General features: G+C 70.4%; 11 protein-coding genes. 4 read left to right on the forward strand and 7 right to left on the reverse strand.

Annotation, left to right across the window (positions count from 1 at the left end; all coding sequences use genetic code 11):
• Positions 1-318 precede the first annotated feature (318 nt).
• On the forward strand, positions 319-1,758 hold the full coding sequence (locus EDD92_RS17320) for a PLP-dependent aminotransferase family protein (protein ID WP_123965155.1): 1,440 nt from the start codon (positions 319-321) through the stop codon (positions 1,756-1,758).
• Here EDD92_RS17320 and EDD92_RS17325 read toward each other — a convergent pair.
• From EDD92_RS17325 to EDD92_RS17335, 3 genes are all read right to left on the reverse strand, one after another.
• Positions 1,746-2,915, reverse strand: coding sequence for a serine hydrolase (locus tag EDD92_RS17325; protein ID WP_123965156.1), 1,170 nt, complete (start codon positions 2,913-2,915; stop codon positions 1,746-1,748). The genes EDD92_RS17320 and EDD92_RS17325 overlap by 13 nt on opposite strands.
• A gap of 105 nt (positions 2,916-3,020) precedes the next feature.
• Positions 3,021-4,769 carry a TIGR03767 family metallophosphoesterase gene (locus EDD92_RS17330; protein ID WP_123965157.1) on the reverse strand — a complete coding sequence of 583 codons (1,749 nt, stop codon included), beginning with the start codon at positions 4,767-4,769 and terminating at the stop codon, positions 3,021-3,023.
• A 260-nt stretch (positions 4,770-5,029) separates the two neighbouring features.
• Positions 5,030-5,491 carry an NUDIX hydrolase gene (locus EDD92_RS17335; protein ID WP_123965158.1) on the reverse strand — a complete coding sequence of 154 codons (462 nt, stop codon included), beginning with the start codon at positions 5,489-5,491 and terminating at the stop codon, positions 5,030-5,032.
• 182 nt (positions 5,492-5,673) lie between these two features.
• Here EDD92_RS17335 and EDD92_RS17340 point away from each other — a divergent pair, with 182 nt between their 5' ends.
• Positions 5,674-8,961, forward strand: coding sequence for a S8 family serine peptidase (locus EDD92_RS17340; RefSeq protein WP_123965159.1), 3,288 nt, complete (start codon positions 5,674-5,676; stop codon positions 8,959-8,961).
• 65 nt (positions 8,962-9,026) lie between these two features.
• On the opposite strand, the gene EDD92_RS17345 is transcribed toward EDD92_RS17340, so the two are convergent.
• Both EDD92_RS17345 and EDD92_RS17350 read right to left on the reverse strand, forming a co-directional pair.
• Positions 9,027-9,749: a hypothetical protein gene (locus EDD92_RS17345; RefSeq protein WP_123965160.1), complete on the reverse strand. Its 723-nt coding sequence runs from the start codon at positions 9,747-9,749 to the stop codon at positions 9,027-9,029.
• A 1-nt stretch (position 9,750) separates the two neighbouring features.
• A complete protein-coding gene (locus tag EDD92_RS17350; protein WP_030934510.1) occupies positions 9,751-10,278 on the reverse strand; it encodes a sigma-70 family RNA polymerase sigma factor in 528 nt (175 codons plus the stop codon).
• Positions 10,279-10,583: 305 nt separating this feature from the next.
• On the opposite strand from EDD92_RS17350, the gene EDD92_RS17355 reads away from it, so the two are divergent.
• On the forward strand, positions 10,584-11,600 hold the full coding sequence (locus EDD92_RS17355; protein ID WP_123965161.1) for an aspartate-semialdehyde dehydrogenase: 1,017 nt from the start codon (positions 10,584-10,586) through the stop codon (positions 11,598-11,600).
• Here EDD92_RS17355 and EDD92_RS17360 read toward each other — a convergent pair.
• Complete coding sequence (locus tag EDD92_RS17360) at positions 11,597-12,067, reverse strand: DUF1203 domain-containing protein (protein WP_123965162.1); 471 nt, start codon at positions 12,065-12,067, stop codon at positions 11,597-11,599. The genes EDD92_RS17355 and EDD92_RS17360 overlap by 4 nt on opposite strands.
• A 158-nt stretch (positions 12,068-12,225) precedes the next feature.
• Here EDD92_RS17360 and pepN point away from each other — a divergent pair, with 158 nt between their 5' ends.
• Entirely contained in the window at positions 12,226-14,796 is a 2,571-nt protein-coding gene (gene pepN, locus EDD92_RS17365) for an aminopeptidase N (RefSeq protein WP_123965163.1), read from the forward strand.
• A 228-nt stretch (positions 14,797-15,024) separates the two neighbouring features.
• On the opposite strand, the gene EDD92_RS17370 is transcribed toward pepN, so the two are convergent.
• A complete protein-coding gene (locus EDD92_RS17370; protein ID WP_123965164.1) occupies positions 15,025-15,783 on the reverse strand; it encodes an SDR family NAD(P)-dependent oxidoreductase in 759 nt (252 codons plus the stop codon).
• Positions 15,784-15,823 lie beyond the last annotated feature (40 nt).

The raw sequence follows: 15,823 nt of genomic DNA on the forward strand, positions 1-15,823 counted from the left end.
TCCGCGCCTCGTGGGCATATGACCACCCGCCTTGCACAAATCGAGCCATCCCCGTGGAGTGCGGGTTAGCCGATATGAGGCGGCATGGACGTTTCGTACGGATGAACCCGGCGTCTCGAATCCGAGTCCGCTGGATTACCGGACGGTCTGCCTCATCCGGTACGACGGGCGCGTCCGGCATCGCCGAGTAGACCCCCGCCTTGACCTGCCAGTCCTCGAACACCGCACGGAACAACTGGTGCACGACAGCCTCCTTCGTCTGCTTCCCACTGCCCTTCGACGGTAGGGAGAAATGGCTCGCTGCTACCGTCCAATCGCATGCGGGAATCACAGACCGATCCGCGGGTGTCACAGACCAACCTGGCGGGCGATCTCCTGCTCCACCTGGGGCAGGCCGCCGACGGACCGCTGCACGAGCGGGTGAAGCGGGCGCTGCGTACGGCGATCAGGGACGGCCGGATCGAGGTGGGCACCGCCCTGCCGCCGAGCCGCCGGCTCGCCGCCGACCTCGGCTGTTCGCGCTGGGCGGTGACCGAGGCGTACGGCCAGCTCGTCGCCGAGGGGTATCTGGAGGCGCGGACCGGCTCCGCCACCCGGGTGCGCTGGTCGAACAGCCCGGACGACCGCTCCGCGCGACGCGCGCCGCAGCAGGCTCCGGCGGCCCGTTACGACCTGGCCCCGGGCCTGCCGGACCTGCGGGCGTTCCCGCGGCGCCGCTGGGCCGACGCGGTCCGCGCGCAGGCGACGACGGTGGCGTTCACGGAGTTCGGCTACCCGCCGCCCGGCGGCCACCCCCGGCTCAGACGGCTGCTCGCCGAGTACCTGGCCCGCGCCCGCGGTGTCTCCACGAGCCCCGAGGACGTGACGGTGTGCACCAGCGTGACCGACGGGGTGCGCCGCTTCTGCCAGGCCCTGCGCGCCCGCGGCATCACCGCCGTCGCCGTCGAGGAACCGGGCTGGACCCGGCTGCGCGAGGTGATCCGCGCCGCGGGCCTGGACGTCGTACCCGTCCGCGCGGACGGCGCCGGCCTGCGCACCGACGAGCTCGCCGGACACACCGGCCTGAGGGCCGTGCTGGCGTCTCCGGCGCACCAGTTCCCGCTGGGCACGGTGCTCGCCCCGGAGCGGCGCGCGGCCCTGCTGCACTGGGCCCGCGAGGTGGACGGCGTCGTACTGGAGGACGACTACGACGCGGAGTTCCGCTATGACCGCCGGCCGGTCGCGAGCCTGCAGGGCATGGACCCGTCCCGGGTCGTCCTGTTCAAGTCGCTCAGCAAGATCCTCTCCCCCGCGCTCGGCATCGGATGGATCGTGGCGCCCGCCCGCTGGACCGAGCACCTGCACCGGGCCGACCAGACGGCGACCCAGCCCCCGCCCCTGGACCAGCTCGCCTTCGCGGACCTGCTGGAATCAGGCGCCTACGACCGCCATCTGCGGGCCTGCCGGGGGCGCTACCGCGACCGCCGCGACACCCTCGTCCGGGCCCTCGCCGACCAGCTGCCGGACGCCCCCGTCTCCGGCGTCGCGGCCGGGCTGCACCTCCTCCTCCGGCTGCCGACCGCCGTGGACCCGGCGGCCGTGGTCAGGGCGGCGGCCGCCCGCTCGCTGCGCGTGGCCGACCTCGCGGCCTATCACGCCACCGAGGACCACGCCGACCACGGCCTGGTCCTCGGGTACGGCAACCTCGCCGACGGGGCGGTTCAGGAGGCGGTCGCCCAGCTGCGCGCGGCGATCGACGCGTGCCGTCAGCGGCCTTGACCGCCGCAGAACTCCGCCTCGACCACGTCCTTGCTGTTGTCCGCCCAGTCCCCGTTGAAGTTGTACGCGAGGGAGTGCCGGCCGTCCGCGGTGGTCAGCGCCAGGGAGAGAGAGCCGTGGATGCCACCGTCGTGGCCCCACACGTGCACTTCACGGCCGTTGCAGGAAAGAGGGACGTCGGCGATGCCCAGACCGTAACCGCCCGTCGACCCGGCGCTCTGCCGCACCGTGGTCTTCATCTCCTTCAGCTGGTGCGGAGGCAGGAGCCGGCCGGTGAGCAGCGCCGAGTAGAAGCGGATCAGGTCGGCCGAATCCGAGATCATCTCGCCTGAGCCGTAGGCGATGGCGGGGTTGAGCGTGGTGACGTCGTACGTCGGGCCCGTCGTCGACTCCGCGAGCTTGGAGTAGGCGCGGCTGCTGGGCTGCGGGACGGTGACCCGGGTGCCGGGGACCGAGGTGCCGGTCAGATGGAGCGGTCCGATGATGCGGTCGCGGATCTCCTCCCCGTACGGACGGCCCGTGACCTTCTCGATCACCATCGCGGCCAACAGGTAGTTGGTGTTGGAGTACTTCCAGGAGGTGCCCGGCGCGAAGTCCGGCTTGTGGGACATCGCGATCTCCAGCAGGTCCGCGGGAGCCTTGCGGTCGTAACGGTGCTTGAAGAAGCCGTCCTTGAGGAAGTACGTGCGGCCGAACTCGTCGTCCGCGGTGTAGTTGAAGACACCGCTCGTGTGATTGAGGAGCTGGCGGAGCGTGATGGCTCGCCCGTCGTGCCCGTGACCGCGGACCGCTCCGGGCAGCCACTTCTCCACGGTGTCGTTCAGCGACAGCCGTCCCTCCGCCTCCAGTTGGAGCAGCACGGTGGACACGAAGGTCTTGGTGATGCTGCCGACGCGGTAACGGTCATCGGCCGAACGCGGCTTGCCCGTCTTGAGGTTCCCCACGCCCGCGGTCGTCGACCAGGTGCCGTGGGCGTCCTTCGCGGTGAGCGTCACTCCGGGCACGCCGAGCTTCACCGCGGCCTCGACGGCCCGCTGGGTCGCCTCGTGGCCTTCGGCCCCTCTGGCGGGCGCGGCGGCGAGCGCGGGTCCGGCCAGGGCCGCGGACAGTGCGACGGCCGTCGCCGCGGCCAGAGTCGTACGTATGCCTGCGTTCATGTCTGTCTCCCCCATCGGGTTCGGTACTGAGCCGAGCTCGGTCGGGGGAGACAGACCCGGCCCGCAGTGCGAAGGTTGATGCACCGCGAGCCGGTTGAGCCGCTTTCAGCCCTTCTTCAACACCAGTTCCGTGTTGCGGTCGTTCGGGTCGCCGCCGAGCACAGTGCTGGAGCCGGGGGCGTTGTACGACAGCTCGCGGTAGAGGGCGGCCAGGCCCGTCTGGGTGAGGTCGGTGAAGTCCGTGCGGTGCGGGGCCGCGGACTCGACGAGGGTGGTGAACAGGGAGAGCGTGCCGTCCTTGTTGTCGGCGATCTCGATGACGCGGGCCAGCTGCGGGTAGTCCACGTGGGACGCGGTGGAGATCTCCCAGAAGGAACGGCCACCGGCCTGGTGCGGCGTGATGTCGTTGCGGTGGATGTGGCCGTTCACCCAGGCGAGGACGTTGGAGTGGCTGCCGAGGAGGGCGATGACCTCCTGGCCGCCGTGCCGCCGCTCGTTCGGGCGTGCCGGGTCCACGATGCCCGTGTTGTCCATTGTCTTGCTGGTGTGGTGGCTGAAGACGATGGCGTGCGAGTCCTTGTTGTCCTTCAGCTGCTTGTCGAGCCACTTCAACTGGGCGGTGCCGATGGAGCCTTCGTAGTGGCCACCCGGGTCGGTGGTGTCGAGGCTGATGCCGATGACGTCGTCGGAGATGCGGAAGGTGTAGTACTGGGTGCCCGCCTCTAGGTTGGCGGTGGAGTAGCCGTGCCCGACCGGGCCGTTGCCGCGGTGCGCCGGGTCGAGGTGGGCCTTGAGGTAGTCGGCCGGGGTGTAGGGGGCCCGGCTCTCGTCCGCGGTGACCGAGCGCATGTTGCGTGCGTGGGCCTTGAGCAGGTCCCGGAAGCCGGTTCCCTTGGGGTCACTCCCGCTCCTGATGTGGTCCTGCAGCTTCTTCGCCTCGGAGGCGGACAGCGACATCAGCTTCTTGCCGCCGACCGCGTACTCGGCGAGCCAGGAGTCGCCGTGGCCGTAGCAGCCGAGCGGCATGGCGTCGTGGTTGCCGACCGTGGAGTACCACGGCAGGTTCAGGCCGGGGCTGCGGACCTCGCGGATCGCGGCGGCCAGGAAGCCCTGCAGATGCGGGAAGCCGAGCTGCTTGTCGCCGTCGCGGACGGTGGAGTCGGGCTGCCAGTACAGCTTGAGGCCGCTGTTCTGGACGCCCTCGTAATGCCGCAGATCACCGGAGTTGGGACGGATCTTGCCCCCACTCATGATCGTCAGGAACCACTCCAGCTCGGACTTGGCGTTGTTGTCCGTGTTGTCGCCGGTGGTCATCGCGAAGTGCAGCGGGGAGCCGGTGACGGGGGCGCCGCGCAGCGCGTTGATCCGCTCGACCAGCGAGATCGCGCCCTGCACGGTCAGCGCCTCGTGCGGGCGCCAGGAGTGCTTGTCCGTGGAGCGCAGGTACTCCAGGCGCATCGGGTGCTGGGAGTCGATCAGGTGCAGGTCGGTGAGCTGTACGAACGCGGCGAGCGCGGTACGGCGGCCGGCGCGGCCCGACTTGGGGGCGGCGAGCTCGCTGCGCACGACTCGGGACCAGCCGGGGCCGTCGCCGAGGCGGCGGTAGCCGGAGGAGGTGCGCGGGGCGGCGACCGTGGCGAGGGTGGTGCCCTTGGTGTAGGGCGCGAGGGGGGCGGCCGGGGCCTTGCGGGACTGCGCCACGACCCGGGTCGTTTCGGTGGTGGCGGCCTGGCTGTCGGTGGGCCGCAGGGCGTAGCCGACGCCTGCGGAGACGGCCGCCGCGCCGGTGGCGGCGAGGACGGTACGGCGGTTGATCGCCGGGATGGTGGCGGCGACAGAGCGTATGCGCGACATGGCGCGATCTCCCCGAGTGGCAACGCGTCGGCAGTGGTCGCGGGCTGTTTCGCTGTCGCGAACAACCCGCTCGTACTGGATGCTTGGCACTGGGAATGACCTGCGCGTGAACGAGACGGCAACGGGCAACGCCGATCACCGTACGTGGATCTTGGGCCACCCTGTGCGTTCACGGCCGCTCGTCGGGCGGCCCGGAGGCGGTCACTCCGTGTTCATCTTGCTGGGTAGTGAAGGCAGTTCACAGCACAGTGAAACCGTGGTCAGTCTTCGGCGGTCACCGTCACCCGCCCCGCCACCGGCCGCTCCCGCCACAGCGCCAGCCCCACATCGACGAGTCCGACCCGCCGCAGCCCGGGCACCGTATCCAGGGGATGCCAGGCCGCCATGTCCGTCGAACCGCCGATCTCGTGCCGGAGTTCGCCGCCGGTCACCCGCCCCTCGTACACCAGCCGTACGCCGTGATGGTCGACGGAGCGTCCGAAGCGGCTGGGGGCGGTGCGGCGGATCGAGTCCACGCCCAGGAGGGCCGTGAGGTCCACGTGGTAGCCGGTTTCCTCCTCCACCTCCCTCAGGGCGGCGTCGTAGGGGTCCTCGCCGTGTTCCACGCCGCCGCCGGGCAGGGTCCACTCGGGGCGGCCCTGGTCGTCGATCCAGCGGGCCAGTAGGAGCTGGTCGTCGCGGACGCATATGGCGTAGGCCGCCACCCTCAATTTCCTGCGCACGTAGGGACGTTAGTCCGGAACCGCCGGATCATTTGGCACTATTGGGGACTCATCCCCGTAAAGAGCATCGGGGGTTTTCCCCATACGTCCATATCGTTTCGGTCAACACTTCCCAAACAACTGTCCCCTGGGTAAAGCTGTGCGCTCGTCCGGCACTGAAATCTTCACTCCTAGGGATGCCGATGACCCTCACCCCCCTCAGACCCGTGGCCCGAATAGCCGTGGCCGCCGGTCTCGTCGCCGCGCTCTCCGCGGCCGGGCCGATACCCATGGCCTTCTCCGCCGACGCGCCGTCCCCGGGCTCCACCGCCCCCTCGGACGGCAGCGTCAAGTCCGCGCAGAACAAGCTCGGTTCCGACGACGCGGACCTGCTCGCCGAGGCCAAGGCCGACGGCGACAAGAACGTCACGATGATGATCGCCACCGCCCCGGGGCAGACCGAGCAGGTCGCCGGGAAGCTGGACGCGGTCAAGGGCGGCTCCGTCGGCCGGACCTACGACAAGCTCGGTTACGTCCGCGCCACCGTCCCCACCTCGCAGGCGGACGCGGCCATCGCCGCCGCGGCGAAGCTCTCCTCCGTGCACGGCATCGACCTGCGTGAGGAGATACCGCTGGACGACCCGAGCGCGACGAGCGGCTCCAAGTCGGCGTTGGGCACGGCCAGTTACCCGGCTCCCGACAAGAACACGCCCGCCGAGAACCCGTACAACCCGTCCTTCGAGACGGGCGCCGTCGACTTCGTGAAGGACCACCCGAAGGCGGACGGCCGCGGCGTCACCATCGGCATCCTGGACTCCGGCGTCGACCTCGGCCACCCCGCGCTGCAGAAGACCACCACCGGTGAGCGGAAGATCGTCGACTGGGTGACGGCGACCGACCCGATCGTCGACAGCGACGCCACCTGGCGCCCGATGGTGACCGCCGTCTCCGGGCCCACCTTCACCTACGGCGGAAAGAGCTGGACGGCGCCCGCCGGGTCGTACCAGGTCAGCACCTTCAGCGAGGCCGCCACCACGGGCGGCGACGCGAAGGGCGACGCCAACCGGGACGGGGACACCACGGACAAGTGGGGCGTCCTCTACGACGCCGCCGCCGGGACCGTCCGCGTCGACCTGAACAACAACTTCGACTTCAGCGACGACGAGCCGATGAAGCCGTACAAGGACGGGTTCCAGGTCGGCTACTTCGGCACCGACAACCCGTCGACCGACGTCGTGGAGCGCCAGCCGTTCGTCGTGCAGATCCGCAAGGACGTGCCGATGGACCCGTTCGGCGGTGACTGGGTCGGCAAGAAAGCCGACTTCGTCAACATCGGTGTCATCGAGTCCGAGCACGGCACGCACGTCGCCGGCATCACCTCCGCGAACGGTCTGTTCGGCGGGAAGATGAACGGCGCGGCCCCCGGCGCGAAGATCGTCTCCTCCCGTGCCTGCACCTGGACGGGCGGCTGCACGAACGTCGCGCTCACCGAGGGCATGATCGACCTCGTCGTGAACCGCGGTGTCGACATCGTCAACATGTCCATCGGCGGCCTCCCGGCCCTCAACGACGGCAACAACGCGCGCGCGGAGCTGTACACGCGCCTCATCGACACGTACGGCGTGCAGCTGGTGATCTCGGCGGGCAACTCCGGCCCGGGCGCGAACACCATCGGCGACCCGGGTCTGGCCGACAAGGTGATCTCCGTCGGCGCGGGTATCTCGAAGGCGACCTGGGCGTCCAACTACGGCTCCGCCGTGGAGAAGAAGTACGCCATGATGCCGTTCTCCTCGCGCGGTCCGCGTGAGGACGGCGGCTTCACGCCCACCCTCGTCGCGCCGGGTGCCGCGATCAACACCACCCAGACCTGGCTACCGGGCTCCCCGGTCGCCGAGTCGGGCTACTCGCTGCCGGCCGGCTACTCCATGCTGCAGGGCACGTCCATGGCCTCCCCGCAGGCCACGGGCGCCAGCGCGCTGCTGCTGTCGGCCGCCAAGCAGAAGCACATCGAGCTCAAGCCCGCGACCCTGCGCACGGCTCTTACCTCAACTGCCCACCACATCAAGGGCGTTCAGGCATACGAGGAGGGCTCGGGCCGCATCGACATCGTCGACGCCTGGGACGCGATCCGCGACGGCGCCACCGCACACGAGTACACCGTGAAGGCCCCGGTCGACACCGCGCTCGACCAGGCGCTGAAGACGCCGGGCTTCGGCACCGGCCTGTACGACCGCGAGGGCGGCCTCAAAGCGGGTGACCGGAAGACGTACGACGTCACGATCACCCGGACCTCCGGCTCCGACAAGGCGGTCCGGCACGAGCTGAGCATCGAGAACAACGCCGGTGACACCTTCCGGATCGTCGGCAAGGACGAGGTGAAGCTGCCGCTGAACCAGCCGGTCACCGTCAAGGTGCAGGCGAAGCCGAGGTCCGCGGGCATCAAGAGCGCGATCCTCGACGTCGACGACCCGAGGACCGAGGGCGTCGACAAGCAGATCCTCGCCGCGGTCGTGGTCTCCACGCCGGTGAAGTACACCTTCACGGCCTCGAACACGGTGCAGCGCAACAGCACGCAGTCGTACTTCGTGACCGTGCCCGAGGGCGCCAAGTCCCTCGAGGTCGCCATGGGCGGACTGAAGGACAAGAGCCAGACCCGGTTCATCGCGATCCACCCGTACGGCACTCCGGTCGACAACACCGGCACCCCGTACTGCTACCCGAACTACCTCGACGGCAACGGCTGCAAGCCCGACGTGCGCTCGTACGCGGACCCGCAGGCCGGCGTCTGGGAGATCGAGGTCGAGTCGCGCCGTACGTCGCCGCTGCTCGACAACCCGTACAAGCTGGACGTCGCCGTCCTCGGCGCGGCCTTCGACCCGGAGACCGTGACCGTGCCCGAGGCCAAGGTCGGTACCCCGGCCGCCGTCTCCTGGAAGGTGACGAACAAGCTCGCCGCGCTCGACGGCAAGCTGGTCGGCGGCCCGCTCGGCTCGTCCAAGACGGCCCGCCCGACCATCAAGGAGGGCGAGACGCAGACCACCACGGTCGAGGTGCCCGCGGGCGCCAAGTCGCTGGACGTCGCGATCGGCAACGTGTCGGACGCGTCCGCGGACCTCGACCTGACGGTGAAGAACGCAGCCGGCACGGTCGTCGGCACGTCCGCCGACGGCGACTCGGAGGAAGCGGTCTCGGTCGCCTCACCCGCCGCCGGTACGTACACCATCGAGGTCGCGGGCTACTCGGTCCCGTCCGGCTCCACGGCGTACGACTACCGGGACGTCTTCTTCTCCGCGTCCCTGGGCACCGTCACCGTCGACGAGTCCGCGCCGGTGAAGCTCGGCACGGGCGACTCGGCGACCGTCTCGGGCAGCGTCACCGCCGCGGCGGCCGCTCCTGAGGGCCGTGAGTTCTTCGGCCAGGTCCAGCTGGTGAACGCACGCGGCACGGCCGCGGGCACCGGCAGCGTGAAGATCGAGAAGGTCACTCCGTAGCCAGTGGTACGGCGGTGAGGGCGGGCGTCCGTAAGGGCGCCCGCCCTTTTCCGTCGCGGGGGACGTCAGCAGGTGACGCCGGCCGATTCGGGCAGCGCGCGGACGAGCCCGGCGCGTTCGCGGGCGATCGACTTCTCGCCGACGATCACGTAGTCCGGGACGGTGGACTGCGGTGGGACGGCCACCAGGATGTGGTCGCCCTTGTGCAGGGCCTTCCGGAGGGTCTCCTCCTCGATCACGAGGGTGACCTCCTTCTTGGACTCCTTCTTGGACTCCTCCGGCTTGTACGAGCGGGTCACGTCCAGCGTGATCCGCTCCTGCTCGGCGGTCCCGGGCACCGGCTCCACCTGTGTCACCTCGCCCTCGGCGACCAGGCGGGTGCAGGCGAGGTAGCCGGGGCTGGAGAAGGGCGAGCGGGCGGCGGTGTCCGCCTTGGCGCCCGATGCGCTGCTGGCGTCGTCGCTCGAGCCGCTCCCGGCCTGCGTCACCAGCCAGCCCATCCCCGCCAGCACGGTCGCGACGGCGGCCACGGCGAGCGAGCCGAAGGCGAACCTGCGCGCCCGGCGCCAGTCCCTCGGCGCCCGTACCGGGGCAGGCGTCCGCTCCGGCCGCGGCTCCTCGGCGAGCGCGTCCCCGATGATCCCGAGCTGCTGCCGCAGCAGCGCCACCTCGGCCGTCGCCCTGCGGTGCTCGGCCACGAAGGCGGAGTCCGCGCGGGCCTCGTCCGGCAGCTCCTCGCCGGTGATCGCGGCCGTCAGCGCATCGACGCTGTTGTGTTCGGCGGTCATCTCACACCACCTCGTCCTCGTGCAGGCGGGCGCGCAGTGCCCGTACCGCCGTGTGCAGCCTGCTCTTGACCGTGCCCTCCGGGATGCCGAGCTCGTCGGCTATCGAGCGGACGGGCAGGTCGGCGTAGAAGCGGAGGACGAGGACCTGACGCTGGGAGTCGGGGAGCTCGTCGAGGCCCTGGGCGACGGCCAGGGAGAGCACGCTGGTGTCCTCTCCCGACGGGTGCTCCAGCTGGCGCAGGGAGGCGAGCCGCTCGCCGATCCGCTCCTGGCGGCGTTTGGACCGGTGCCAGTCCATGGCCAGGTTGGAGGCGACGACGGCCGCCCATGCGGAGACGTCACGCGGGGCCTCGTACCCCTTCGCCGCCCGCTCCAGCAGCCGCAGACGGACCTGCTGCACCCCGTCCGGCAGGTCCGTCTGCGGCACCCCGCCCAGCGCGAGCACCGCCCGCACCCGGCGTTCCTGAGCCGCGTCCAGAGGATCGCCATGATCGTCCTCCTGGCCACGGCGGGCCTTTCTGCGCAGCACAAGCCACCCCCTACCGCGTTTCCTCTACGACGCCGGAGCCGGCGGAAACGTTCGGCCCGACCGCGGAAAATCCTGCAGAGGTGTACGTCACACCACCGCCCGCGGCCAGCACAGCTTGCGGCACCGGGCCGCCGTGGGGCGAATTTCTCCAGCTCAGCGCGGGTGTGGGCGGAGTTCCGCAACTGTTGATCGCGGCGCGGCGTCCCAGGCCTCGGGCATGGAGCGCAAAGAATTGGACAGGCGGACCCGGGTCGGCCGCATGATGGAAACGCCGCAGACATACAGGAACACGCAAAGGAGTCGCCGTGAGGGTCGGAATCGTCGGAGCCACCGGGCAGGTCGGCACGGTCATGCGCAGGATCCTCAAGGAGCGCGACTTCCCGGTCACCGAGCTGCGGCTGTTCGCCTCGGCCCGCTCGGCGGGGACGGAGCTGGACGGTGTGACGGTGGAGGACGCGGCGACCGCCGACTACACCGGCCTGGACATCGTGCTGTTCTCCGCGGGCGGCGCGACCTCGAAGGCGCTGGCCGAGAAGGTCGCCTCACAGGGCCCCGTCGTGATCGACAACTCCTCGGCCTGGCGCAAGGACCCTCAGGTCCCGCTGGTCGTCTCCGAGGTGAACCCGCACGCGATCGCCGACCGCCCCAAGGGCATCATCGCCAACCCGAACTGCACGACGATGGCCGCGATGCCGGTCCTCAGGCCGCTGCACGACGAGGCCGGCCTGGAGGCGCTGGTCGTCGCCACCTACCAGGCGGTGTCCGGCTCGGGTCTCGCGGGCGTCGCGGAGCTGCACGGCCAGGCACAGAAGGTCGTCGCCGACGCCGACAAGCTCACCCACGACGGCGGCGCGGTCGACTTCCCGGAGCCCGGCGTCTACAAGCGCCCGATCGCCTTCAACGTGCTCCCCCTCGCGGGCTCGATCGTCGACGACGGTCTGAACGAGACCGACGAGGAGCAGAAGCTCCGCAACGAGTCCCGCAAGATCCTGGAGATCCCGGAGCTCAAGATCTCCGGCACCTGCGTCCGCGTCCCGGTCTTCTCCGGCCACTCCCTCCAGGTCAACGCCCGCTTCGCCCGCCCGATCTCCCCCGAGCGGGCGACGGAGCTGCTGGCCGGCGCCCCGGGCGTCGCGCTCTCCGACATCCCGACCCCGCTCCAGGCCGCCGGCCAGGACCCGTCCTTCGTGGGCCGCATCCGCCGCGACGAGACGGTCGACAACGGTCTCGCGCTCTTCATCTCCAACGACAACCTCCGCAAGGGCGCCGCGCTCAACGCCGTGCAGATCGCGGAGCTGGTGGCCGCTGAGCTGAAGGGCTAAGGCCTCCTGACCTCGTAGAGGAAACAGCCGTACTCGACGGCCCGGACGTGGACGAGCGCCACGGACGGGTCGTCGAATGCGTTACGGAAGGCCGCGTCGTCGGGGGCGTCGACCAGCTCTCCGCCGAGGATGTGCCCGTCGGCGGAGTAGCGGCGGACCGTGCGGTGGGCGTTGTCGAACGGGTAGCCGTCGCCGTCCGGGCCCGGACACTCGTCCGCGTGGATGAAGACCGGTCCCTGCTCGTCGTAGGCCCCGGGCTCGGCGCCCGTCCCGGCCGCCCAGCGCCGCAGGGGCGCGTACGACACCAGGGCGATCCGCTCCCCCGGCTCGCTGCGGCGCAGACAGCAGCGTAGCGGGGCGCCGCCCTCGTCGTCGGCCACGGGGATCATCGGACGGCCCGCGTCGTCGGTGGTGCGCAGTTCCTTGAGGACGGACGGGGCGATGGGTCGTGCGGTGTACGTCGTCATGCACCCAGGCTGGCGCGGGCGGGGCCGCAGGACCGGCGGGATTCGGACGTGACGGTCCGGGGGTTCTGACCCGTTGATCCATCGGGAAAACCCTCGTCGCCCTCCCCACGGTCCCGTGGAAGGATGGCCGAACCGACACATGACGAGGAGATGACCGCGTGCCTGGCACAAACCTGACCCGCGAAGAGGCGCAGCAGAGGGCGAAGCTGCTCACCGTTGACTCGTACGAGATCGATCTCGACCTCTCCGGCGCGCAGGAGGGCGGTACCTACCGGTCTGTGACGACGGTGCGCTTCGACGTGGCCGAAAACGGCGCCGAGTCCTTCATCGACCTGGTGGCCCCGACCGTCCACGAGGTGACGCTGAACGGCGACACCCTCGACCCCGCCGAGCTCTTCAAGGACTCGCGGATCGCCCTGCCGGGACTGCTGGAGGGCCGTAACATCCTGCGGGTCGTCGCCGACTGCGCCTACACCAACACGGGTGAGGGGCTGCACCGGTTCATCGACCCGGTGGACCAACAGGCGTATCTCTACACCCAGTTCGAGGTCCCGGACGCCCGTCGCGTGTTCGCCTCGTTCGAGCAGCCCGACCTCAAGGCGACCTTCCAGTTCACGGTGAAGGCGCCCTCCGGCTGGACCGTCATCTCCAACTCGCCGACGCCCGAGCCCAAGGACGACACCTGGGTCTTCGAGCCGACGCCGCGGATCTCGTCGTACATCACGGCGCTCATCGTCGGCCCGTACCACTCCGTGCACAGCGTGTACGAGAAGGACGGGCAGAGCGTGCCGCTGGGCATCTACTGCCGGCCCTCGCTCGCCGAGTTCCTCGACTCCGACGCGATCTTCGAGGTCACGCGGCAGGGCTTCGAGTGGTTCCAGGAGAAGTTCGACTACGCGTACCCGTTCAAGAAGTACGACCAGCTCTTCGTGCCGGAGTTCAACGCGGGCGCGATGGAGAACGCGGGTGCGGTGACCATCCGGGACCAGTACGTGTTCCGCTCCAAGGTCACCGACGCGTCGTACGAGCTGCGCGCGGAGACCATCCTGCACGAGCTGGCGCACATGTGGTTCGGCGACCTGGTCACCATGGAGTGGTGGAACGACCTGTGGCTGAACGAGTCGTTCGCCACCTACACCTCCATCGCCTGCCAGGCGTACCACCCCCAGTCGCGCTGGCCGCACTCCTGGACCACGTTCGCCAACTCCATGAAGACGTGGGCCTACCGGCAGGACCAGCTGCCCTCCACCCACCCGATCATGGCCGAGATCCGCGATCTCGACGACGTGCTGGTGAACTTCGACGGCATTACGTATGCCAAGGGTGCCTCCGTCCTCAAGCAGCTCGTCGCGTATGTCGGCATGGACGAGTTCTTCGGGGGCGTGCAGGCGTACTTCAAGCGTCACGCGTACGGCAACACGCGCCTGTCCGATCTGCTCGGCGCGCTGGAGGAGACCTCCGGCCGCGACCTGAAGAACTGGTCGGAGAAATGGCTCCGGACCGCCGGCATCAACATCCTCCGTCCCGAGATCGAGACGGACGCCGCCGGTGTCGTCACCTCCTTCGCCATCCGCCAGGAGGCCCCGGCGCTCCCCGCGGGCGCGAAGGGCGAGCCGACTCTCCGCCCGCACCGCATCGCGGTCGGCCTGTACGAACTCGACGAGGACAGCGGCAAGCTGGTGCGCGAGGAGCGCATCGAGCTGGACGTCGACGGTGAACTGACCGCCGTGCCGCAGCTGGTGGGCAGGCGTCGCCCGGCCGTCGTGCTGCTCAACGACGACGACCTGTCGTACGCCAAGGTCCGCCTCGACGAGCAGTCGCTGGCGTTCGTCACCGAGCACCTGGGCGACTTCGAGTCGTCCCTCCCGCGTGCCCTGTGCTGGGCCTCCGCCTGGGACATGACGCGGGACGCGGAACTCGCGACCCGCGACTACCTCTCGCTGGTCCTGTCGGGCATCGGCAAGGAGTCCGACATCGGTGTCGTGCAGTCGCTGCACCGCCAGGTGAAGCTGGCGATCGACCTGTACGCCGACCCGGCCGCCCGCGAGGCCCTGCTCACCCGCTGGACCGACGCCACGCTGGCCCACCTGCGCGCGGCCGAGCCGAGCAGCGACCACCAGCTGGCCTGGGCGCGGGCGTTCGCGGCGACCGCGAGGACGCCGGAGCAGCTGGACCTGCTGGAGGCCCTGCTGGACGGTTCGCAGACGATCGAGGGGCTGGCCGTCGACACCGAGCTGCGCTGGGCGTTCGTGCAGCGGCTGGCCGCGGTCGGCCGCTACGACGAGACGGAGATCGCCGGCGAGTACGAGCGGGACAAGACCGCCGCGGGCGAGCGCCATGCGGCCGGCGCCCGTGCGGCCAGGCCGACCCCGGAGGCGAAGGCGGAGGTCTGGGCGCAGGTCGTCGAGTCCGACAAGCTGCCGAACGCCGTCCAGGAGGCGGTCATCGGCGGCTTCGTCCAGACCGACCAGCGCGAGCTGCTCGCCCCGTACGCCGAGAAGTACTTCGAGGTGGTCAAGGACGTCTGGGACTCCCGCTCGCACGAGATCGCCCAGCAGATCGCGGTCGGCCTCTACCCGGCCGTCCAGGTGTCCCAGGAGACCCTGGACAGGACGGACGCCTGGCTCTCCTCCGCCGAGCCCAGCGCGGCCCTGCGCCGCCTGGTCTCGGAGTCCCGCTCTGGGGTTGAGCGCGCGCTGAGGGCGCAGGCGGCAGACGCACAGGCGTAGCCACCCACAGGAGCACGAAAACGAGGGCGCCCGGTGTCATACCGGGCGCCCTTCCTCGTTCCCGCGCTCAGCGCGCGATCATCCCGCCCGCCACATTGACGAAGTCCCCCTCGGGAGTGGAGCGCGCGCTGAAGGCGCAGGCGGCAGACGCACAGGCGTAGCCACCCACAGGAGCACGAAAACGAGGGCGCCCGGTGTCATACCGGGCGCCCTTCCTCGTTCCCGCGCTCAGCGCGCGATCATCCCGCCCGTCACGTTGACGAACGTGCCGGTGATGCCGCCCGCGTGGTCCGAGGCGAGGAAGACGGCGGTGGCGGCCACCTCGGCGAGGGTGGGGTTGCGGTGTGTCATGCGCATCCCGGCGAGGTTGGCGACGATGCCCTGGACGGCGGCTTCGTCGATGGCCGGGTTGACCGCGGAGAGCTTCTCGACGGTGAAGGTCTCGGGCACCCCGGCCGCCCACAGGCCCACGGCGCGCACCCCGCGCGGACCGCACTCCACGGCCAGGTTGCGGACGAGCGTGTCGATGGCGGCATCGGCGGGCCCCGTGCCGCCCATCATCGGACTGCCGTGCGCGGACCCGCTGTTGAGGGTGAGGATCACGCCGGAGCCGCGCTCGGCCATCCGGCGGGCGGCGCCACGGGCGGTGATGAAGTTGGCGCGGACGCCGCCCAGCACGGGCCGCATGAAGTCGTCCACGGGCATGTCGGTGAGCGGGGCGCCCTGCACGTCGCCGCGTGTGACGAGGTTGAACGAGATGTCGACGTCGCCGACGCCCGCGAGGTGCTCTTCGACGGCCGCCTCGTCGAGGGCGTCGACGACGGCCACCTCGGCGTCCTTGATGTCGGCGGCCACGGCCTCCAGCGTCTTGCGGGTCCGTCCGACCAGGTGGACGCGTGCTCCCTCGGCGGCGAAGGCGCGGGCGACCGCACCGCCGATGGAGCCACCGGCGCCGTACACGATCGCGGTCTTGTCGCTGAGCAGCATGATGATCTCCTCGGTAGGGGTGTTCCGTGTCGGTCGGTCA

It is taken from the genome of Streptomyces sp. TLI_185, from assembly GCF_003814765.1.
Classification (GTDB): domain Bacteria; phylum Actinomycetota; class Actinomycetes; order Streptomycetales; family Streptomycetaceae; genus Streptomyces.

Excerpts from the sequence above, each read along its gene's own strand:
- EDD92_RS17330 (WP_123965157.1), bottom strand. The coding sequence starts at position 4,769 with ATGTCGCGCATACGCTCTGTCGCCGCCACCATCCCGGCGATCAACCGC.
- EDD92_RS17340 (WP_123965159.1), top strand. The coding sequence starts at position 5,674 with ATGACCCTCACCCCCCTCAGACCCGTGGCCCGAATAGCCGTGGCCGCC.
- EDD92_RS17345 (WP_123965160.1), bottom strand. The coding sequence starts at position 9,749 with ATGACCGCCGAACACAACAGCGTCGATGCGCTGACGGCCGCGATCACC.
- EDD92_RS17370 (WP_123965164.1), bottom strand. The coding sequence starts at position 15,783 with ATGCTGCTCAGCGACAAGACCGCGATCGTGTACGGCGCCGGTGGCTCC.
- EDD92_RS17325 (WP_123965156.1), bottom strand. The coding sequence starts at position 2,915 with ATGAACGCAGGCATACGTACGACTCTGGCCGCGGCGACGGCCGTCGCA.
- EDD92_RS17360 (WP_123965162.1), bottom strand. The coding sequence starts at position 12,067 with ATGACGACGTACACCGCACGACCCATCGCCCCGTCCGTCCTCAAGGAA.
- EDD92_RS17320 (WP_123965155.1), top strand. The coding sequence starts at position 319 with ATGCGGGAATCACAGACCGATCCGCGGGTGTCACAGACCAACCTGGCG.